This is a genomic window from Nonomuraea polychroma, from assembly GCF_004011505.1.
In the GTDB taxonomy this organism is placed as follows: domain Bacteria; phylum Actinomycetota; class Actinomycetes; order Streptosporangiales; family Streptosporangiaceae; genus Nonomuraea; species Nonomuraea polychroma.
The window spans coordinates 10,343,346-10,359,532 of record NZ_SAUN01000001.1 but is presented as its reverse complement, the minus strand read 5'-3'; the positions used below and the strand labels follow the sequence as shown (position 1 = coordinate 10,359,532).

Here is a 16,187-nt window from a genome sequence, read left to right as displayed (position 1 = left end):
CATTGGTGTTCGGCTCGTTTTGCATCTGTCACGTCGAGGACACCGCCGTCCACAGGGGGATGGTGTCGGGGTGGAATCGTTCAGGTCACTGGTCGACGAGGGCGCCCGTCCGCGCGTGTTCCGGCGTAACGAGACCATTTGCTCCCCGTTGCGGCCGGTCGGCCGCGTTTACGTCATCGACTACGGCTACGCCCGCGAATACACCCCCGCCGGAGAGCGCGAGGCCATTCACGACCTGCGCGGCGACGGCGACCTCATCGGCGAGCTGGCCTTCTGGAGCCCGAGCGAGCGGGTCAGGGTGGACGCGCTCACCGAGCTGCGGGCCTGGCCCATCGACATACGGCGGCTGCGCGAGCACGCCTCGGCCAGCCCGACCGTGGCCACGGCGCTGGTCCAGGAGCTGTTCGCCAGGCACGTGGCCGCCCGCAGGCACGAGGCGCTCGCCCGCGCCCCGGTCGCCGCCCGCCTCGCTGTGTGGTTGCTGCACCTCGACGAGCGCTACGGGCTGGCCTCGGAGTCCGCTCCGCCGCTGTCCATGGAGACCCTGGCCGACCTGGTGGGCAGCTCCCCCGACGTGGTGCAGCGGCAGCTCCAGCAGTGGGTCCAGCGCGGCTGGCTGGTACGCCCCGGTTACCGGCGCCTGCGGATCGAGGACCCGCCCGCGCTGCGGGCCGCAGCCGGCGACTGGGAGCAGTTGTCGGAGCCCTGGACCGGCCGGGTGACGCCGTTCCTGACCCGCCCCGGCGCGCCGGTGGATCCGCTGCCGGTCGGCGAGCTGCCCAAGCCCCGCCAGCTGCATGCCGACGTGCCGGACTTCACCGGGCGGCAGCAGAGCCTGGACATCCTCACGGCCTGGCTGGAACGGCCCCGCAGGACGAACACCATGGTCGTGCAGGGCTTACCGGGCGTGGGCAAGACCGCGCTGGTGACGCACTGGGGCCATCTGCACGCCGACCGGTTCCCCGACGGCCAGATCGTGATCGACCTGCGGGGCCAGTCACCGAGCCAGCCCCCGATGAACGCCGTGGAGGCGCTCGGGCAGATCCTGCGCTCGCTGGGCGTCAGCGAGCCCGCCTCCGACGAGGCCGAGCTGATGCTCCTCTACCGCAGCAGGATCGCCGGGCGCCGGCTGCTGCTCATCCTCGACAACGCCGCCGACCCCGGCCAGGTGCGGCCGCTGCTGCCGGGCAGCAAGGACTGCGTGGTGCTGGTGACCAGCCGGACGCGGATGGCGCCGCTGCGCGCCACCGGCCACGCCGACCTCATGGACCTGCCCGTGCTCGACCCGGGAAACGCGGTGGCGCTGCTGGTGGCGGTGCTCGGGGAGGGCTCGCGGCGGGCCGCCGACCGGGACGCGCTCGCGGAGCTGGCCAGGGTGTGCTCGTACCATCCGTTCGCGTTACGGATCTCGGCGGCCAAGCTGGCCGAGAATCCCGGTATGAGCGTGCGGTCGCGCGTGCAGGAGCTGCGCAGGCCGGACCGGCTGCTGGTGGGAGACCCCGAGGAGGCGTTCAGGTCGGCGCTGGACCTGGCGTACGAGTCGCTGAGCCCGGCGCAGCGACGGGCGTTCCGGCACGTGGGGCTGCTGCCGGGACGGGACTTCACGCCTGAAGTGCTGGCCGCCGCGCTCGGTGTGCCGGTGAGCGAGGCCGTGGTCGCCGTGGAGGGCCTGCACCGGGCCTACCTCGTCGAGCCGCTGCCCGGGCCGCGGTACCGGGTGCACGACCTGGTCAAGCGGCTGGCCAGGGAGCTGGGCAGGCACGCCGAGGCAGGCGTGCGCGAGGCCAGGGCGCGGCTGCTCGACCACTACCTGGCGGTCGCGACCGATCCGGCGACGCCGCGCGAGTGGTTCGAGGCCGAGCGGCGTTCGCTGGTGTCGGCCGTGCGGCTGGCCGAGGAGAGCGGCGCGCACGGGATGGCCTGGCGGCTGGCCGAGGCCGTGTTCGAGCCGTTCAGGCGGCTGCGGTTCTACGAGAACAACCTGGAGATCCAGCAGGCCGGGCTGACCTCGGCCATGCAGGTCGGCAACCGGCGGGCGATCGCGCTCATGCGCGGCAACCTCGGCTCCATTCACCGGGACATCGGGCCGTCGACACTGGCCGCCAGGTTCATCGGCGAGTCGCTGGCCGACTACACCGAGCTCGGCGACAACGTGGGGCGCGCCCGCGCGCTCGACGATCTGGCCGAGGTGCACGGCATCGCGGGCAACAGCGAGGACGCGCTCAACTGCGCGGGCGAGGCGCTGGAGCTCTACCGGGAGATCGGCGACCTGGCCGGCGTGGCCGGCTGCCTGCACACACTCTCGCGGCTGCACCTGTCCCAGGAGCGGTACGAGCTGGCGCTGCACTACGCCGGCCAGGCCCTGGACGTGCGCGAAGAACTGGGTGACCGCCGGGGCACCGCGCAGAGCCTGATCATCCTGGCCCGGGTGCAGCAGAACCTGGGCGAGCCCAACGCGGCGCTGTCGGAGGGCCTGGATGCTCTGTCGATCTGCCACGAGCTGGGCGACGAGCACGCCGAGGCCGAGACCCTGCTCTGCCTGGCCGAGATCTACGACCTGCTGCGGCTGCCGCACGACGCGCAGCGCGACGCCGAGCGGGCGCTGGCCGGCTACACCGCCACGGGCGATCAGCACGGGTGCGGCCGGGCCCTGTGCGCGCTCGGGCGCATCGCCCGCAACGGCTCCCGGTACGACGAGGCCCTCGACTACTACGAGCAGGCCCTGGCCGTGCAGGTCGAGCTCCATCACGAGCAGGGCAAGGCCGAGACGCTCGGCGACATCGGCCTGGTGCACTGGCGGTTGTCGGACTACCTGCGTGCCGACGACTACCTGAACCAGGCGCTGACGATCAGCCGGGTGATCCACGACGAGCCCGTCGAGGCCCGGATGCTCAACAGGCTCGCCAGGGTGCGGCGGCGCCAGGGCATGGTCCAGGTGGCGTTCGTGTACGCGCTGGAGGCCCTCGACATCGTGCAGGGCATGGGCAACCGGCGGGCCGAGGCGGACGTGCAGGAGACGCTGGCGTACACGTACCTGTCGCTCGGGATGCACAAGCCCGCCCTGCGGGCGGCGAAGGCGTCGCTGGCGATCAGGGAGGAGCTGCGTGACAACCGGGCCAGCGCCTTGTTGTCGATCGCGCAGGCGCTGCACACGGCGGGCCGCCCGGCCGCGGCGCTCGAGCCGGCCATGGAGACGGTCGAGCTGCAGAACGAGACCGGCACCAGGGACCGGTGGGCCGCGGCGCTCACGACGCTGGCCATGGTGCTGCTCGACCTGGACCGGGGCGAGGAGGCGCTGGTCTACGCGCGCCAGGCCAGGGACGTGCACCTGGAGTGCGGGACCAGGCGGGACCTCGGATGCGCGCTGCGGGCGCTCGGGCTGATCTCGGCCAGACTGGGCGACCGGGGCGCGGCGATCTCGTATCTGGCCGAGGCCGTGCGCACGCTCGAAGAAGTGGGTGACATCGTCGAGGTGCAGCGGGTGGCGGAAGAGCTACGGGAATTGGCGTGAAACACCGGCAAAAGTCGTGAATTTTCAGATGTGAGGTCGCAGATCTTCTCCGGATCCTCCCGTTAGCTGGTGCTACCAGCTCATCCACTCGGAGGTGATCCGGATGCTCAAGAGTCAAATGCGGCGAGATCTGAAGTGGCTCAAGCGACAGGCTCGCAAGGACAGACGGATCACCGTCGCGCTGCTTGCCGGCGTCGTGGCCTTCTGGACCCGGCAGCTGCCCTTCGACGAGGCGCCCGGCGACATCCTGCGGGCACTGTCGTTCGGACTGGTGGCCGCCTCGGCGCTCACCTGGCTGGCGTCCGCGCTGCTCGCGGCCCGGACCATCCGGACGCCCGAGGAGCCGGTGGCCGGGCTCCGCTGGGTGTCCAGGATCCAGCGGAGCAAGGAGTGGGCGTTCTGGTCGGCGGGGGCCTTCGTGGCCTGGCACGTGCTGCAGTTCGTCACTGCGCTGGTGCTCGGCTGACCGACGGCGGCGGGGTGTCACCCAGGAATGGGGCCGGGTGACGCCCCGTCGCTCTCGTCGCCCAGGACCGCCCGCTCCAGGGACCTGACCTTGATGCGCTGTCCCGTGAGCACGAACTGGACGACCTCCACCGAGGTCAGCTCGGTCACCCCGAAGTCGGCGTCGGCGTGGGCGTCGCACCACGCGACGATCTCGCGCGGGTTGAGGAGGGGTCCGGCGAAGTGGACAAGGCTCACGTACCAGCGGTCGCGGATCCGGCCGTGCTCCAGGTCCCTGACGCCGCGGCTCTCCATGGCGTGGGCGAAGCGCTTCCACAACGTGACGAGGGTGTCGTCCTCGGGGTGGCCGTACACCAGCACGCCGCCCCGATGGGGGCTCACGCCCTTCAGGCGGATTCTTGCGGGCGCCACGCCGGTGGCGGTCTCGGCCATGGCTCGCGCGTACGTCCGGCGCAGAGGGTCGTCCTCGGGAATGCGGTCGCGGTAGGGCTCCAGGGACCTGAGGGTGACGTGCAGGGTCGGACCGCCGTGCACCCAGTGGCCCGGGGCGTCTATGGTCGCGGCCAGTTCCGAGAGGCGGTCCACGACCGCGCCTTCGGGGCGGAGCACGACCGCGGCGCCCCATCGCCTCGCGCCTTCCACCATGGGCAGGTCATGGGTGGCCCGGCCGGACAGGAGGGCAGCACGCCCCTTCGCACAAAACTCCACAAAATCCGACATTCAACCAAGTATGCCAAGGACATCGGTCCATCAGGGGCTCATCGCCCGGATGAGCTCGAGCAGGGCCGGCGTCCAATGATCGCCGTATCGCTCCTGGAGGTCGGCGCGTCTCCAGTCCGCACCGGTGATCAGGCCGCGGCAGAGCGCCGTGCCGCACCGGCACTCCATGGCGAAGCCGGGCGCGGCGGTGCAGGTGGCGTAGTCGTTCGTGACCTCCTCGCCCGGACGGAGGTCGCGGCGCGCGGCCAGGGTGTACGGGCCCGTCCACCACAGGTTGGGGTCGCAGCTGTGGTTGCTCTTGCCGATCGGCCGGCCGGGCGGCAGGACCAGATGGAGGTCGCCGTGCGCGGCGATCGTGTCGACGTACGGGACCGCGGGGTCGGCGAACAGGTCCTGCAGCTCGGTCCAGGTGACCAGCCGTCCGCCGAGTCGCGACACGACGGTCCCGGCCGGGATGGCCGCCGTGGCGAACAGGCCGTCGCCGGCGATGAGCGAGGGCCGGACCTCGATGTGCGGGTGCGTCCAGCAGTCGGGCTCCGGTTCCACGGGCATGAGGCCAGGGTAGACCTGGGCGTACGGGGGTAGCGGCACGTCATTGGGGAGGTGTGTCACGTGGCCGGCGATCTGATCGTTCCTGATGCCGCTCAGGGGATCGTGGTGTTCGTGCACGGCAGCGGGAGCAGCCGGTTCAGCCCGCGCAACCGTTACGTGGCGAGCACGCTCAACCAGGCAGGGCTGGGCACGCTGCTGTTCGACCTGCTCACGCCGGAGGAGGAGACCGATCGGGCGAACGTGTTCGACATCGGGCTGCTGGCCGAGCGGTTGCTGGAGCGGACGAGTTGGGTGCGGGAGCAACCGGAGGCCAAGGATCTGCCGATCGGGTATTTCGGCGCGAGCACCGGGGCCGCCGCCGCGCTGTGGGCGGCCGCCGAGCCGGACAATGCGATCGCGGCGATCGTCTCGCGCGGCGGGCGGCCGGACCTGGCGGGGCCGCGGCTGGCCGCGGTACGAGCGCCGACGCTGCTCATCGTGGGCGGCAGGGACCCGGTGGTGGTGGAGCTGAACGAGGAGGCGCAGCGGCGGTTGCGGGCCGAGAGCAGGCTGACCATCGTGCCCGGCGCCACTCACCTGTTCGAGGAGCCGGGCGCGCTGGACGCGGTGGCCGAGCACGCCCGCGACTGGTTCGCCACCCACTTCTCAGCGCCGCAGAAGCCGGAGTGATCCTCAGCCGGCAATGACGGGCGTCGCGCCCGTCGCCTCGGCCACCAGGCGCTCGTAGACCTCCGGTGCGGTCGTCTCGCAGCCCAGCCGGTGGCCGGTCAGCTCGCCGTGGTCGTCGCTCGACCCGGTCACCGCCAGCCCCAACTCCCCCGCCAGCCCGCGGACGTGGGCCCGCGCGGGCGCCTCGTGGTCCCGATGATCGGCCTCGACCCCGAACAGCCCGGCCTCCGCCAGCTCGGCGATCCACTCGTCGGGCACGACCGTGCCGCGCTTGGCCGCCTTCGGATGGGCCAGCACCGGGACCCCGCCCGCGGCACGTACCAGGCGGACCGCCCTTTCGGGGTCCAGCGCGTAACGGGCGACGTGCGCGCGGCCGCCCGTCCCGATCCACTCCGGTGTGAACGCCAGCTCCGGCGCGGCGATCACCCCGGCGGCAACCATGGCCCGGGCGATGTGCGGCCGCCCCACCGGGCTACCCGCGGCCAGCTCGGACACCTGCTCCCAGGTGACCGGAGCGCCCAGCTCCACCAGCCGCTCCACGGTGAGCCGTCCGCGCAGCTCGCGGGCCTCCCTGATGCGCACGCACTCGGCCGCCAAGTCCGGCTCCAGCGGGTCGAAGAGGTACGCGAGCAGGTGGATGCTCTGCCCGGCGCGCCGGCACGACAACTCCATGCCCGGCACGAACGTCAGCCCGGCGGGCAGCGCCTCGATCGCCGCGCGATGCCCGTCCACGTTGTCGTGGTCGGTCAGCGCGAGCACGTCGAGGCCCCGCTCGCGGGCCCGGCTCACCACGTCGGCCGGGGGCTGGGTGCCGTCGGAGGCGTCGCTGTGGCTGTGCAGGTCGATGCGCATGGGCATTACACCGCGATGGTGGCCAGGGTCCGGCCCTCGAAGGTCTCGATCGTGAAGTGGTTGAGGTCGTCCTGGGGCAGGCTGGTGCCGCCGTGCAACACCAGGGGATCGGGGGAGCCGGGCACGCCGTACCCCTTGTCGGGGACGCCCCAGCTGGCCACGACCTCGGAGCGGCCGTCGTCGCCGACCGCGAGCAGCCGGCACTGCAGCGGGCCCTTGACGCCCTTGAGCTCCAGCGCGACGTGGGTGCCCCAGCCCTTGTCCTCCAGGCCGACGACGGCGGTGGTGCCGGTGGCGGGGTCGGTGGCGGAGTAGGTGTTCCCGGTCATGAGCAGCTCGCGGGCCGGACCGTGAATGCTGTCGGGATTGGGGCCGCTGGTGAGCGAATTGACCGCGAGGAAGACTCCGGCGGCGATCAGGACACACGCGGCCGCGGCCGTGATCGTGCGGTGGAGGCGGCGGCGACGGCGTTCGGTGGCGGCACGGCGTACCAGAAGTGATTCGACCTGCGGGTCCGGCGGGTTGGGCAGGAGATCGTCCGGGTGCACGCCCCTGATCAGCTGCCCCATCTCGGCGAACGCCCCCACCTCGTCGGCGCAGCTGGCGCAGCCGGCCAGATGGCGTTCGAACGCCGCCCGCTCGTGCTCGTCGAGCAGGCCGAGCGCGTACGCGGCCACGTCTTCGTGATGCACCTCGGTCACGGCTGCACCACCCCCCTTTCGTCATTGTGATGCGCCTCCGTCACGGCAACATCACCCCCCTTTCCTCCAATGCGACGCGCAAGGCACGCATGGCGTAGTACACGCGGGACTTCACCGTGCCCACGGGCACGCCGATCGTCTCCGCCGCCTCCTGGATCGTGCGGTCGAGCAGGAACGTCTCCGTGAGGACCTGCCGGTGTGCCGGGGACAACGAGAGCATCGCGTCGGTCACGACGATCTCGCGCAATAAACGCTCGTCCTCGGCGGCCACGGGCTGGGCACGTTCGGGGACCTCTTCGACGGTGTCCAGGGGGCGTGTGCCGGAGCGGCGGCGGTCGTCGATGACGACGCGGCGCGCGACGGTCGCCAGCCAGGGCATGAGCGAGCCCGAGTCGGTGCGGAGCTCGTGGAGGTTGCGCCAGGCGCGTACCAAGGTCTCCTGCACGACGTCCTCGGCCCAGCGGCGGTCGCCGCCCGTCAGCCGGATGGCGAAGGCCATCAGGGGGGCGCCGTATTCGCGGTAGAGGGCTCGGACCATGGCTTCATCGGTTACGCGGCGATTCACGGGGCTCCTCGCGCTGCCGATATCGCGAAATTCGCTCCGATATGGGAATTCTTACTGTAGCCAGCGACGGGGGCGGCGACTATGTACTTTGCCCCTCTGGTCGCACAGTCAGATTCAAACAATAAATCGGGCCACGTCCCCTGGAGAGGGGATTATGATCATTCGGACCACGATCCGCGATGCGGCGGCCTCCGCCGAGCTCGATGTCGAGGTGGTGGCGGAGCCGGAGACCACCGTCGGCTCGCTGCTACGAGCCCTGCCCGTGCCCGTCCGAGGACGGCCGTGCTTCGTCGGCGCCACCAAGCTTGATCCCGACGCCCCCGTCGCCGACACCCCGATCGTGTCGGGGACGACGATCAGCGTGGGCGAGCCGGACGGAGCTCGACGTGCCCAGCCCTGGCGGCCACTGACCGCGGCCGGCGCGATCCGCGTGTTCGCCGGGCCCGACGCGGGCCAGGTGCTCTGGCTCAGCCCCGGCAGCCACGTCATCGGCAGGGAGTGGACCGACATCCCGCTCCCGCGCGACCAGAAGGTCTCCAGGCGGCACGCCCGCCTGGACGTGTCGTGGACCGGCGAGGTCACGGTCGCCGACCTCGGCTCGCGCGGCGGCACGCTGGTGGACGAACTTCCCGTGCGCGGAGGCGAGCCGGTCCTGCTGGGGCCCGACGGGGTGCTGCAGGTGGGCGACAACCGGCTGCGGTGGGCGCCGCTGCCGCCGTCGCGGCTGCGGACCACGCGCGGCAGGGACGGGCGCGTCGACTTCGACCGGGCGTTCTCGCCGGCCCCGGCGGTGCCGGCGGCCAGGATCGCCCTGCCCAGGAACGAGACGCCGCAGCGTAATAGCGCGGTCGCGGTGCTTTCGTCGCTGCTGCCGCTGCCGATTTCCATCGCGATGGCGATCCTGCTGAAGAGCCCGTATTTTCTGCTGTTCGGAATATTGACGCCGGTGACGTTCTTCGCCACGCAGTGGGTCGAGGGGCGGCAGCGCAAGAAGAAAGAACGCGAGTTCGAAGAGCGCAAGCAGGAGGCGCTCGAACGGATCCGCCGCCACGTCGTCCACGAGCAGTGGCTGCGCCATCTGGTCGCGCCGGACGAGGTGGACCTGACCTTCGCCGCCACCCACGAGGGTCCCGGGTTGTGGCCGCGCAACGCCGACTCCCCCGACGGACTGACGTTACGCGTGGGGGTCGCCGACCAGCCGGCCACGATCGAGTTCGACGGGGAGCGGTGGCCGGGGTTCGCCGAGCCCGTGCTGCGCGGGGTGCCGGTCACCGTGGATCTCCGCGAGATCGGCGTGCTCGGTGTCATCGGCCCTCCGCAGCCGGTCGACGCCCTGCTGCGCTGGCTGCTGGTTCAGCTCGGCACGTTGCGCGCGCCGGATGAGCTGCGGCTGGTGCTGATCACCGCGTCAGGGGGCGAGCATCTGGGGTGGGCACGCTGGCTGCCGCATCTGAGCCCGGACGGCCCCGTTCCCTGCCTGATCGGCAACACGCCCGAGACCAGGGCCGAGCGGGTCGAGGAGCTGAAGAACCTGGTCACCGAGCGACGCGGGACCAGGGACCGGCAGTTCTCCGAGGACGTGGTCGTGGTGCTCGACGGCGCGCGGGCGCTACGCGACATCCCCGGCATGAAGGAGATCCTCCGGGAGGGCCCGTCGGTCGGCGTGTACGTGATCTGCGCCGACCAGCGCAGCATGAACGAATGCCGCGGCGTCTGCGACCTGGACGGCGTCGGCATGCTGCTCACCCGCGGCCGCCAGGGCCTGCCGGTGTTCGTGCAGCCGGAGAGCCTCGGCGCGCGGGCCGCCGAGCGGATCGCCCGCGCGGTGGCGCCCATGCGCGACCGTCTCACGCTGGCCCGGGCGGAGAACGTGATCCCGTCCGCGGTGCGCCTGCTGGACGTGCTCGGACTCGGCGTGCCCGACGCCGGCCACGTCCTGACCCGCTGGAGCACCGACCCCCGCCCGACGACCCGGATCGCCATCGGCGCCGACGGCTCGGGGCCCGTCTTCGTGGATCTGGCGGCCGACGGCCCGCACACGATGCTGGGCGGGGCGACCGGGGCGGGCAAGAGCATCCTGCTGCAGACGCTCGTCACCTCGCTGCTGCTGGCCAACCGGCCGGACGAGCTGAACCTGGTGCTGGTGGACTTCAAGGGCGGCAGCGCGTTCCTGCCGTTCGAGCACTGCCCGCACGTGGTGGGGCTGATCCGCTCCACCGGCGACACGGCCGCCGACGTCTTCGACGAGAGCGCGGCCGGGCGCGTGCTGGCTTCGGTACGCGCCGAGGTCCGCCGCCGCGAGGCGATCCTGGCCCGCTACGGCGGCGAGATCGACGCCTACTGGGAGGCGGGCGGGCGGCTGCCGCGACTGGTCATGGTGTTCGACGAGTTCGCGCGGGTGCTGGAGACCTCGCCGGACTTCCTGCGCGAGCTGGTGAACGTGGCCGCCAAGGGCCGCTCACTCGGCATGCACCTGGTGCTGGCCACCCAGTCGTTGCAGGGCAAGTTGTCACCCGAGTTGAAGAACAACATCTCGCTGCGCATCACGCTGCGCCAGAACGAGCCCTCCGACAGCACCGAGGTCCTGGGCGTGCCGGATGCCGCCACCATCCCGTCCCGGTTACGCGGGCGAGGCATGATCATGCGGGTGGGCGGGGAGCAGCGCACGCCGCAACTCTTCCAGACCGGCTACCTGGGCAATCCGCCTCCGACCGGCGCCACCGCGGCCACGGCACGGCCGCTGCCCTGGCCCGCGCTGGGGCTCCCGCGTCCCGAGGCGCCGTCGTCCACGGCGCGGGGGCGTACCGACCAGGATCTGGCGATCGCGGCCGTGCTGGACGCGGCGCGGCGGCTGCCGACCGAGCCGCCGTTCCGTCCGCTGCTGCCGCCGCTGCCGGCCGCGCTGCCGCTGGCGGCGGTGGCCGGTGCGGACGGGGTGCCGTACGGGCTGGTCGACGATCCCGACCAGCAGGCGCAGCCGGCTCTCGCGCTGAACCTCGGCGGGACCGAGCGGCTCCTGGTGGCCGGCGGGCCGCAGTCGGGGCGTACCACGTTCGTCCGCACCCTGATCTCCAGCCTGGCGGCGCGGTGCTCGCCCGCCCAGGTGTGGTTGTACGTCATCGAGAACCAGCCCGACGGGCTGGCGGCGTACGCGTCGCTGCCGCACTGCGGAGCGGTCGTGGCGGCCGGTGAGCCGGATCGTGTCCGGCGGGTGGTGACGTGGCTGACCGGTGAGATGGACCGGCGGCGGCTGTCCCCTGCCAGGGGGTCGGGGGATCCCGCGATCGTCCTGGTCATCGACGGGTGGGAGTACTTCGAGGACCGCGGCGACCCCGAATTCCTCGAGACGCCGCTGCTGGTCGCCGTGCGAGGGCTCGTGGCCGGTGGGCCGCCGGTCGGGATCCACGTGGTGGCGGTCGGAGGGCATGACATGCTCCGGGGCAAGACGCCGGATCTGTTCTCGCAGCGACTGCTTCTGCCGTTCCCACGGGAGGAGACGCGGCGGTTCCATCTGGCGTCGAGCATGGTGTCGCCGCCGGTGTTGCCCGGTCGCGCCATCGAGGCCGCCACCGGGTTGCACGTCCAGATCTGCCTGCCGCCCGAGCAGCTGACGATCATGCCCGGCGATGGGCGGCGGCCGCTCGCGAAGCCGTTCCCTCCGATGCCCGTGACGATCCCGCTGAGCGAGATCGGCGACGCGGAAGGCGGCGCGATGGGCGTCGGCGGACCCGACGTCGTGCCGGTCGGCGTCGGCGGACCCGACGTCCTCCCGGTCGGCCTGGACCTCTTCGAGACGGGACCGCACCTGGTGCTCGTGTCGGGGCCGCCAGGATCAGGCCGCAGCAACGCCGCCCTGGTCATGGCCGCGGGGCTGCTGCGTCGCGGCGTGGGCGTCCTGGCCATCGCCCCGCCCCGCTCCCCGCTGATCCGCTCGCTGCCGGGCGCCCGTACGCTGGCGGGCACGTCGTTCACCGACACCGACCTCCGGGAGGCCGTCGGTGCCTTCGAGGGGGCCCGCCACGCCGTGATCGTCGACGACTTCGACCAATTGACGATCACCCCCACCGAGCAGAACTTCACCCCCCAGCCCACCCTCCTGCAGGACATCCTCGCCCCCGCCGATCTGGGCAGCCGTGCCCTGATCATGACGGGGGACGCCACTCCCCTCCTGGAGGGCCGGCGCCGCTCGTTGTCCGCCGAGGTCACCGAGATCCTCCGCACCGGCACCCGGTTCCTGCTCACGCCCGCGAACCGGATCAACGCCCGCGAACACGGCCTCACCCTGGAAGCCGACCAGTTCTTCGGCGGCCCGCCGGGGCGCGCGTACATGGCCACGTCACGGCGAGTGGACCTGGTCCAGTTCGCAGCCATGGAGGACGGCTAGGTGTTCTGTCCCGTCACCCCTTGATGGCCTCGAACGCACGCCAATTCTGGTAGGCCGTCTCCGCCACCTTCGTCCCCTCCGCCCTGGTCTCGGTCTGCACCCTGAGCCGCACCGGCAGCCCATCGGCCGCCAGCCGCACCTCGAATTCGACCGGGCCTTCTTTCACGATCTGGCCGTAGGAATCCACCCGCCCCTCGGCCCTGAGCCGGTGCGCCATGGTCGCGCCCGTGATCGTCAGGCCACCGTCCGGCTCCGGCGCGGCGCTCACGTTTGTCCCCGCCGCGTCGATCAGCGCCTTGATCGTGCGCGGCGAGCTGAAGCGCCGGACGGCGGCCGCGGAGAGCGGCGCGCACGTCTCGATCCCCGGCGCCTCCGCGTCGAACGGAACCCCGGCGGCCACGCCCCTGTCCCCCACGATGGACACAGCGACAGGGGGATCGTTCTCGCAGGCCAACTCCATCTCATAAGCGGTGGCGGCGTCCGGGTCGAAGCTCAACCGCCCCGCCGCGGCGACGCCCCCGCGGACGTACTGGAAGCCGGCGGTACGGCGATCGATGGCACCGAGCACGTCACGCCAATCGGGCTCCCGCGTCGCACTGGAGATCATGACGACCGCCACCGCCGCGACCGCGGCGATCGACACGCCGATCGCGACCCCGGCCACGAACCACGGCTTGCGCCAGAGCGGCGTGGAGGCGGGCGGCGCCTCGTCAGGCGGCGGCTCGTACGGCCTGAGCCGGCTCTCGGCCTCCCGCAACAGATCGTCCACACGCGCGTGGGAGACGGCCGCGGAGTGCCCGAGCAAGATGCTCACCAGCTCCACAGCGGTCGGACGCGAGCCCGGGTCGGGCTGCCGGCAGTGGTCGATCACCGTGCGCAGCGCCGGGAGCAACTGGTCGAGGTCCGGCTCCCCACCCTGTCCCGCCAGTTGCCCGGTCGCCGCGAACACGATCACGTCGGCCCAGTCACGCACGTCCCGCGAGGGGAGCTCGCTGTCCCGGGGCCCCGGCGCGACGTACACCTGCCCGTGCGCCTCGATCATGACGTTTCCCGGGTTGAGCCGCAGTCCCGCGATCCCGGCCAGGTGCAGCCTGGCCATGGTGGTGGCGCTGCCCAGCGCGAGCCGATAGAGCGCCTCGCCCTTGACCGGCCCGCTCGCCCTCACGAGGTCGCCGAGCGGCCGGCCGCTTCCGAGGTAATCGTGCGGTTGCAAAGCCCTGCCTTCATTCCATCCGTAGACCTCGCGGCCGGGAAAGGCCCGGCCGGGCGGCGCGTCGCCCGGAGCGGCGACAGCACCACGATGCGGGGCGTCGATCCTGGCTGAGATCCGCTGAAATTCCATCGCCATTCCCGGTGCAGTCTGAGTTGCACGAGGCGGGCACGCCGATGTTCGCCCAGGTGAGCCACTTTCCGGCCGCCTTTCCGGCCGTCGGCGAGCGCCGTTTTCCGCAACGTTGTACGCCACTCGCCCGGCCCGGGTTCACCGTCATTCAGGAAAGGTCTGCGGCTTGACCTTGACGCGACGTCAACGTGTGCAATCGGAGGTGTTCGGCACCGAGGGAGAGGGATGGGATGGTCAAAGCCGCGCTACGGGTCGTGGGGTTCGAGCTCAAGGGCCTGGCCAGCATCGCGCTGTGGATCGTGCGCCGCCGGCACGGCGTGCCCGCGGGCGCGACCGCCGTGACGTACGCGAAGGAGCAGGCGTTCACGTTGTGGCTGATGCTGTTCGCCATGGCGGTCGAGACCGTGGTCGTGGACCTGCTGCTGGTCGCGACCGGCGTGCCGGAGTGGATCCGGTTCACGGTGCTGATCGCCGACGTGTACGGGCTGCTGTTCGGGGTCATGCTGGCCGCGTCCTGCGCCACCCGGCCCCACGTCCTCACGGCAGGCGAGCTGCGTATCCGGTACGGCGCGTACTTCGAGGTGCGTGTGCCCCGGGATCTCATCGCCTCGGTGCGCACGAGCCGCAACGACAACGTGAGCAGCATGGTCTCGGTCAAGGACGGGCACCTGAGGGTGGCGGTCGCGTCCCGGACCAACGTGTCGATCGAGCTGACCGAGCCGGTCGCGTTCGTCCGCCCGCTCGGCCGCCGTGCGGAGGCCACCACGATCAGCTTCTTCGCCGACAAGCCGGAGGCGTTGGTGGCCGGTCTGCGATCCGAGCGCACTGTGCCTTCATGACGAGCGCCGGGCAGGCGGTGAGCCGCATGCCCGGCGGGGTGTCAGCGGCCGGTCAGCCGGCCGTCTTCGTTGCCACGGCCGCCGCTGCGGCGGCCGTCCTCGGTGGGATGGAGCGGAGGTTGAAGGCGTAGCGGGCGACGGAGTCGGCGATGGCGTCGGAGTCCACGTCCAGCGCCGTCGCGTTCACGTTGGCGATCGTGTCGCACGCCTGGTGGTAGCACGCGTCGTAGGCGACCCCGGCCGTGCCGCCGAACAGCGCCGCCTCCTCGGCCGTCTTGATGCCTTCCGCGCCGGTGAAGATGCCGCCGGCCGGGATGCCGACCTCGATGAACGGCCCGTAGTCGGAGCGGCCGTCGAAGTCGGTGCCGACGGTGGGCAGGTTGCGTGCGCCGTAGAACGCCTCGAGCTGCTTCTCGATCTCGGCCGAGCCGGGCGGTCCTGCAGGGGAGCCGACGTTGTCGGAGTTGTCCCCGTCGTACAGCTTGTAGGCGTAGTTCGGCGAGGCGACCATGTCGAAGTTCAGGTACAACCTGATGCGGTCCCGCTCCGCCTGGGACAACGACGCGACGTACTGGTCGGAGCCGAGCAGCCCGATCTCCTCCGCGGCCCAGAACGCGAAGCGCACCTTGTTCTTGACCGGGTAACGCGCCATCTCCTCGGCGACCTCCAGGATCGCCGCGGTGCCGGAGCCGTTGTCGTTGATGCCCGGCCCTTCGGTCACGCTGTCGAGGTGGGCGCCGACCATGACGACGTTGCGGGGGTCGCCGAAGCGGCTCTCGGCGATCACGTTCTCGTTGGTGCCGAGCACGAGGTTGGCGTCGACCTTGAGCCGTACGGTCGCGCCGGCCGTGCTCGCGAGCTCGTTGCCCACGGCGAAGTCGGCGAACACCATGGGGATCCCGGCCCGCCACTCGCCGATGTCCAGCGCGAACGCCTCGGTACGCCCCGGCTGGCCCTCGTTGAACACGATGATCCCGGTCGCGCCCGCCGCGGCCGCATTCTGGATCTTGGTGACGAACGCGCATGTGCCGCGCTGGACGAGCGCGATCCGTCCCGCCACGAACCCGGCGAAGTCGGACGCCTCGCAGCCACTGGTGGAGCTCGGCGTCGGCGCGGGCGGCAGTGTCAGGTCCACGCCCTGGACCTGGGCGGTCACGTCACCGGACGGGGAGGGCTGGAAGGTGAAGAAGTCCTCGTTGGGGACGTAGGCCTTTGGGGTGGGCGCGGTCAGATTGAGCGTGGGCGCCGTCTTCTCGCTCCAGCTCTCGACGAAGTTGATCGGATTCAGCGTGACCTTGTAGCCGGCCCTGCGCAGCTTGTCCGCCACGTAGTCGCGGGAGGCGTCGTAGCCGGTGGTGCCGGCCGCGCGGTTGCCCCCGTTGGCGGTGGCGATGTCCTGCAGGGCCTGAAGGTGCTTGTGCACGTTCGTGCCCTTGACCTGCTGGACGAGCAGCTTGGCGAAGGCGTCGTCGAGCCCGCCGGCGTTGGCGGGCGTCGCCAAGGCGAGCGGCAAGGCGAGCGCGGAGATGAGTGCGATGACGAATCTGCGCATGCGGGGTACTCCCTAGGGACAGAAAGGCGAGTAAT

General features: G+C 71.6%; 12 protein-coding genes. 5 read left to right on the top strand and 7 right to left on the bottom strand.

Translation table 11 applies throughout. From position 1 onward, the window contains the following. The first annotated feature begins 70 nt into the window (after positions 1-70). Together EDD27_RS48220 and EDD27_RS48215 are read left to right on the top strand one after the other, a co-directional pair. Complete coding sequence (locus EDD27_RS48220; RefSeq protein WP_127939447.1) at positions 71-3,511, top strand: tetratricopeptide repeat protein; 3,441 nt, start codon at positions 71-73, stop codon at positions 3,509-3,511. A 103-nt stretch (positions 3,512-3,614) separates the two neighbouring features. After that, the gene (locus EDD27_RS48215) at positions 3,615-3,977 is read left to right on the top strand and encodes a hypothetical protein (RefSeq protein ID WP_127939446.1); all 363 of its coding nucleotides are present in this window, start codon (positions 3,615-3,617) and stop codon (positions 3,975-3,977) included. 17 nt (positions 3,978-3,994) lie between these two features. Here EDD27_RS48215 and EDD27_RS48210 read toward each other — a convergent pair whose 3' ends face one another. Both EDD27_RS48210 and EDD27_RS48205 read right to left on the bottom strand, forming a co-directional pair. Further along, entirely contained in the window at positions 3,995-4,696 is a 702-nt protein-coding gene (locus EDD27_RS48210) for a 2'-5' RNA ligase family protein (protein WP_127939445.1), read from the bottom strand. Between the two features lie 30 nt (positions 4,697-4,726). After that, the gene (locus EDD27_RS48205) at positions 4,727-5,248 is read right to left on the bottom strand and encodes an SET domain-containing protein (RefSeq protein ID WP_127939444.1); all 522 of its coding nucleotides are present in this window, start codon (positions 5,246-5,248) and stop codon (positions 4,727-4,729) included. 60 nt (positions 5,249-5,308) lie between these two features. Between EDD27_RS48205 and EDD27_RS48200 the strand changes: the two genes are divergently transcribed. Further along, positions 5,309-5,917, top strand: a complete 609-nt coding sequence (locus tag EDD27_RS48200) for a dienelactone hydrolase family protein (protein WP_127939443.1) — start codon at positions 5,309-5,311, stop codon at positions 5,915-5,917. A gap of 3 nt (positions 5,918-5,920) precedes the next feature. Here the strand turns inward: EDD27_RS48200 and EDD27_RS48195 are convergent, their stop codons facing one another. From EDD27_RS48195 to EDD27_RS48185, 3 genes are read right to left on the bottom strand one after another with little or no spacing between them, the layout of a single operon-like run. Continuing rightward, positions 5,921-6,769, bottom strand: coding sequence for a PHP domain-containing protein (locus tag EDD27_RS48195; RefSeq protein ID WP_127941440.1), 849 nt, complete (start codon positions 6,767-6,769; stop codon positions 5,921-5,923). Positions 6,770-6,774: 5 nt separating this feature from the next. Further along, positions 6,775-7,470: an anti-sigma factor family protein gene (locus EDD27_RS48190; RefSeq protein WP_127939442.1), complete on the bottom strand. Its 696-nt coding sequence runs from the start codon at positions 7,468-7,470 to the stop codon at positions 6,775-6,777. Between the two features lie 40 nt (positions 7,471-7,510). Beyond that, positions 7,511-8,035, bottom strand: a complete 525-nt coding sequence (locus EDD27_RS48185; RefSeq protein ID WP_479680936.1) for a sigma-70 family RNA polymerase sigma factor — start codon at positions 8,033-8,035, stop codon at positions 7,511-7,513. Between the two features lie 154 nt (positions 8,036-8,189). Between EDD27_RS48185 and EDD27_RS48180 the strand changes: the two genes are divergently transcribed. Next, positions 8,190-12,419 carry an FtsK/SpoIIIE domain-containing protein gene (locus tag EDD27_RS48180; protein WP_127939441.1) on the top strand — a complete coding sequence of 1,410 codons (4,230 nt, stop codon included), beginning with the start codon at positions 8,190-8,192 and terminating at the stop codon, positions 12,417-12,419. A gap of 13 nt (positions 12,420-12,432) precedes the next feature. Here EDD27_RS48180 and EDD27_RS55125 read toward each other — a convergent pair whose 3' ends face one another. After that, positions 12,433-13,632 carry a protein kinase family protein gene (locus tag EDD27_RS55125; protein ID WP_164904126.1) on the bottom strand — a complete coding sequence of 400 codons (1,200 nt, stop codon included), beginning with the start codon at positions 13,630-13,632 and terminating at the stop codon, positions 12,433-12,435. 359 nt (positions 13,633-13,991) lie between these two features. Here EDD27_RS55125 and EDD27_RS48170 point away from each other — a divergent pair, with 359 nt between their 5' ends. Then, positions 13,992-14,600, top strand: coding sequence for a hypothetical protein (locus EDD27_RS48170; protein ID WP_127939440.1), 609 nt, complete (start codon positions 13,992-13,994; stop codon positions 14,598-14,600). Positions 14,601-14,652: 52 nt separating this feature from the next. Here EDD27_RS48170 and EDD27_RS48165 read toward each other — a convergent pair whose 3' ends face one another. Then, a complete protein-coding gene (locus tag EDD27_RS48165) occupies positions 14,653-16,152 on the bottom strand; it encodes a M28 family metallopeptidase (protein ID WP_127939439.1) in 1,500 nt (499 codons plus the stop codon). Positions 16,153-16,187: the final 35 nt, after the last annotated feature.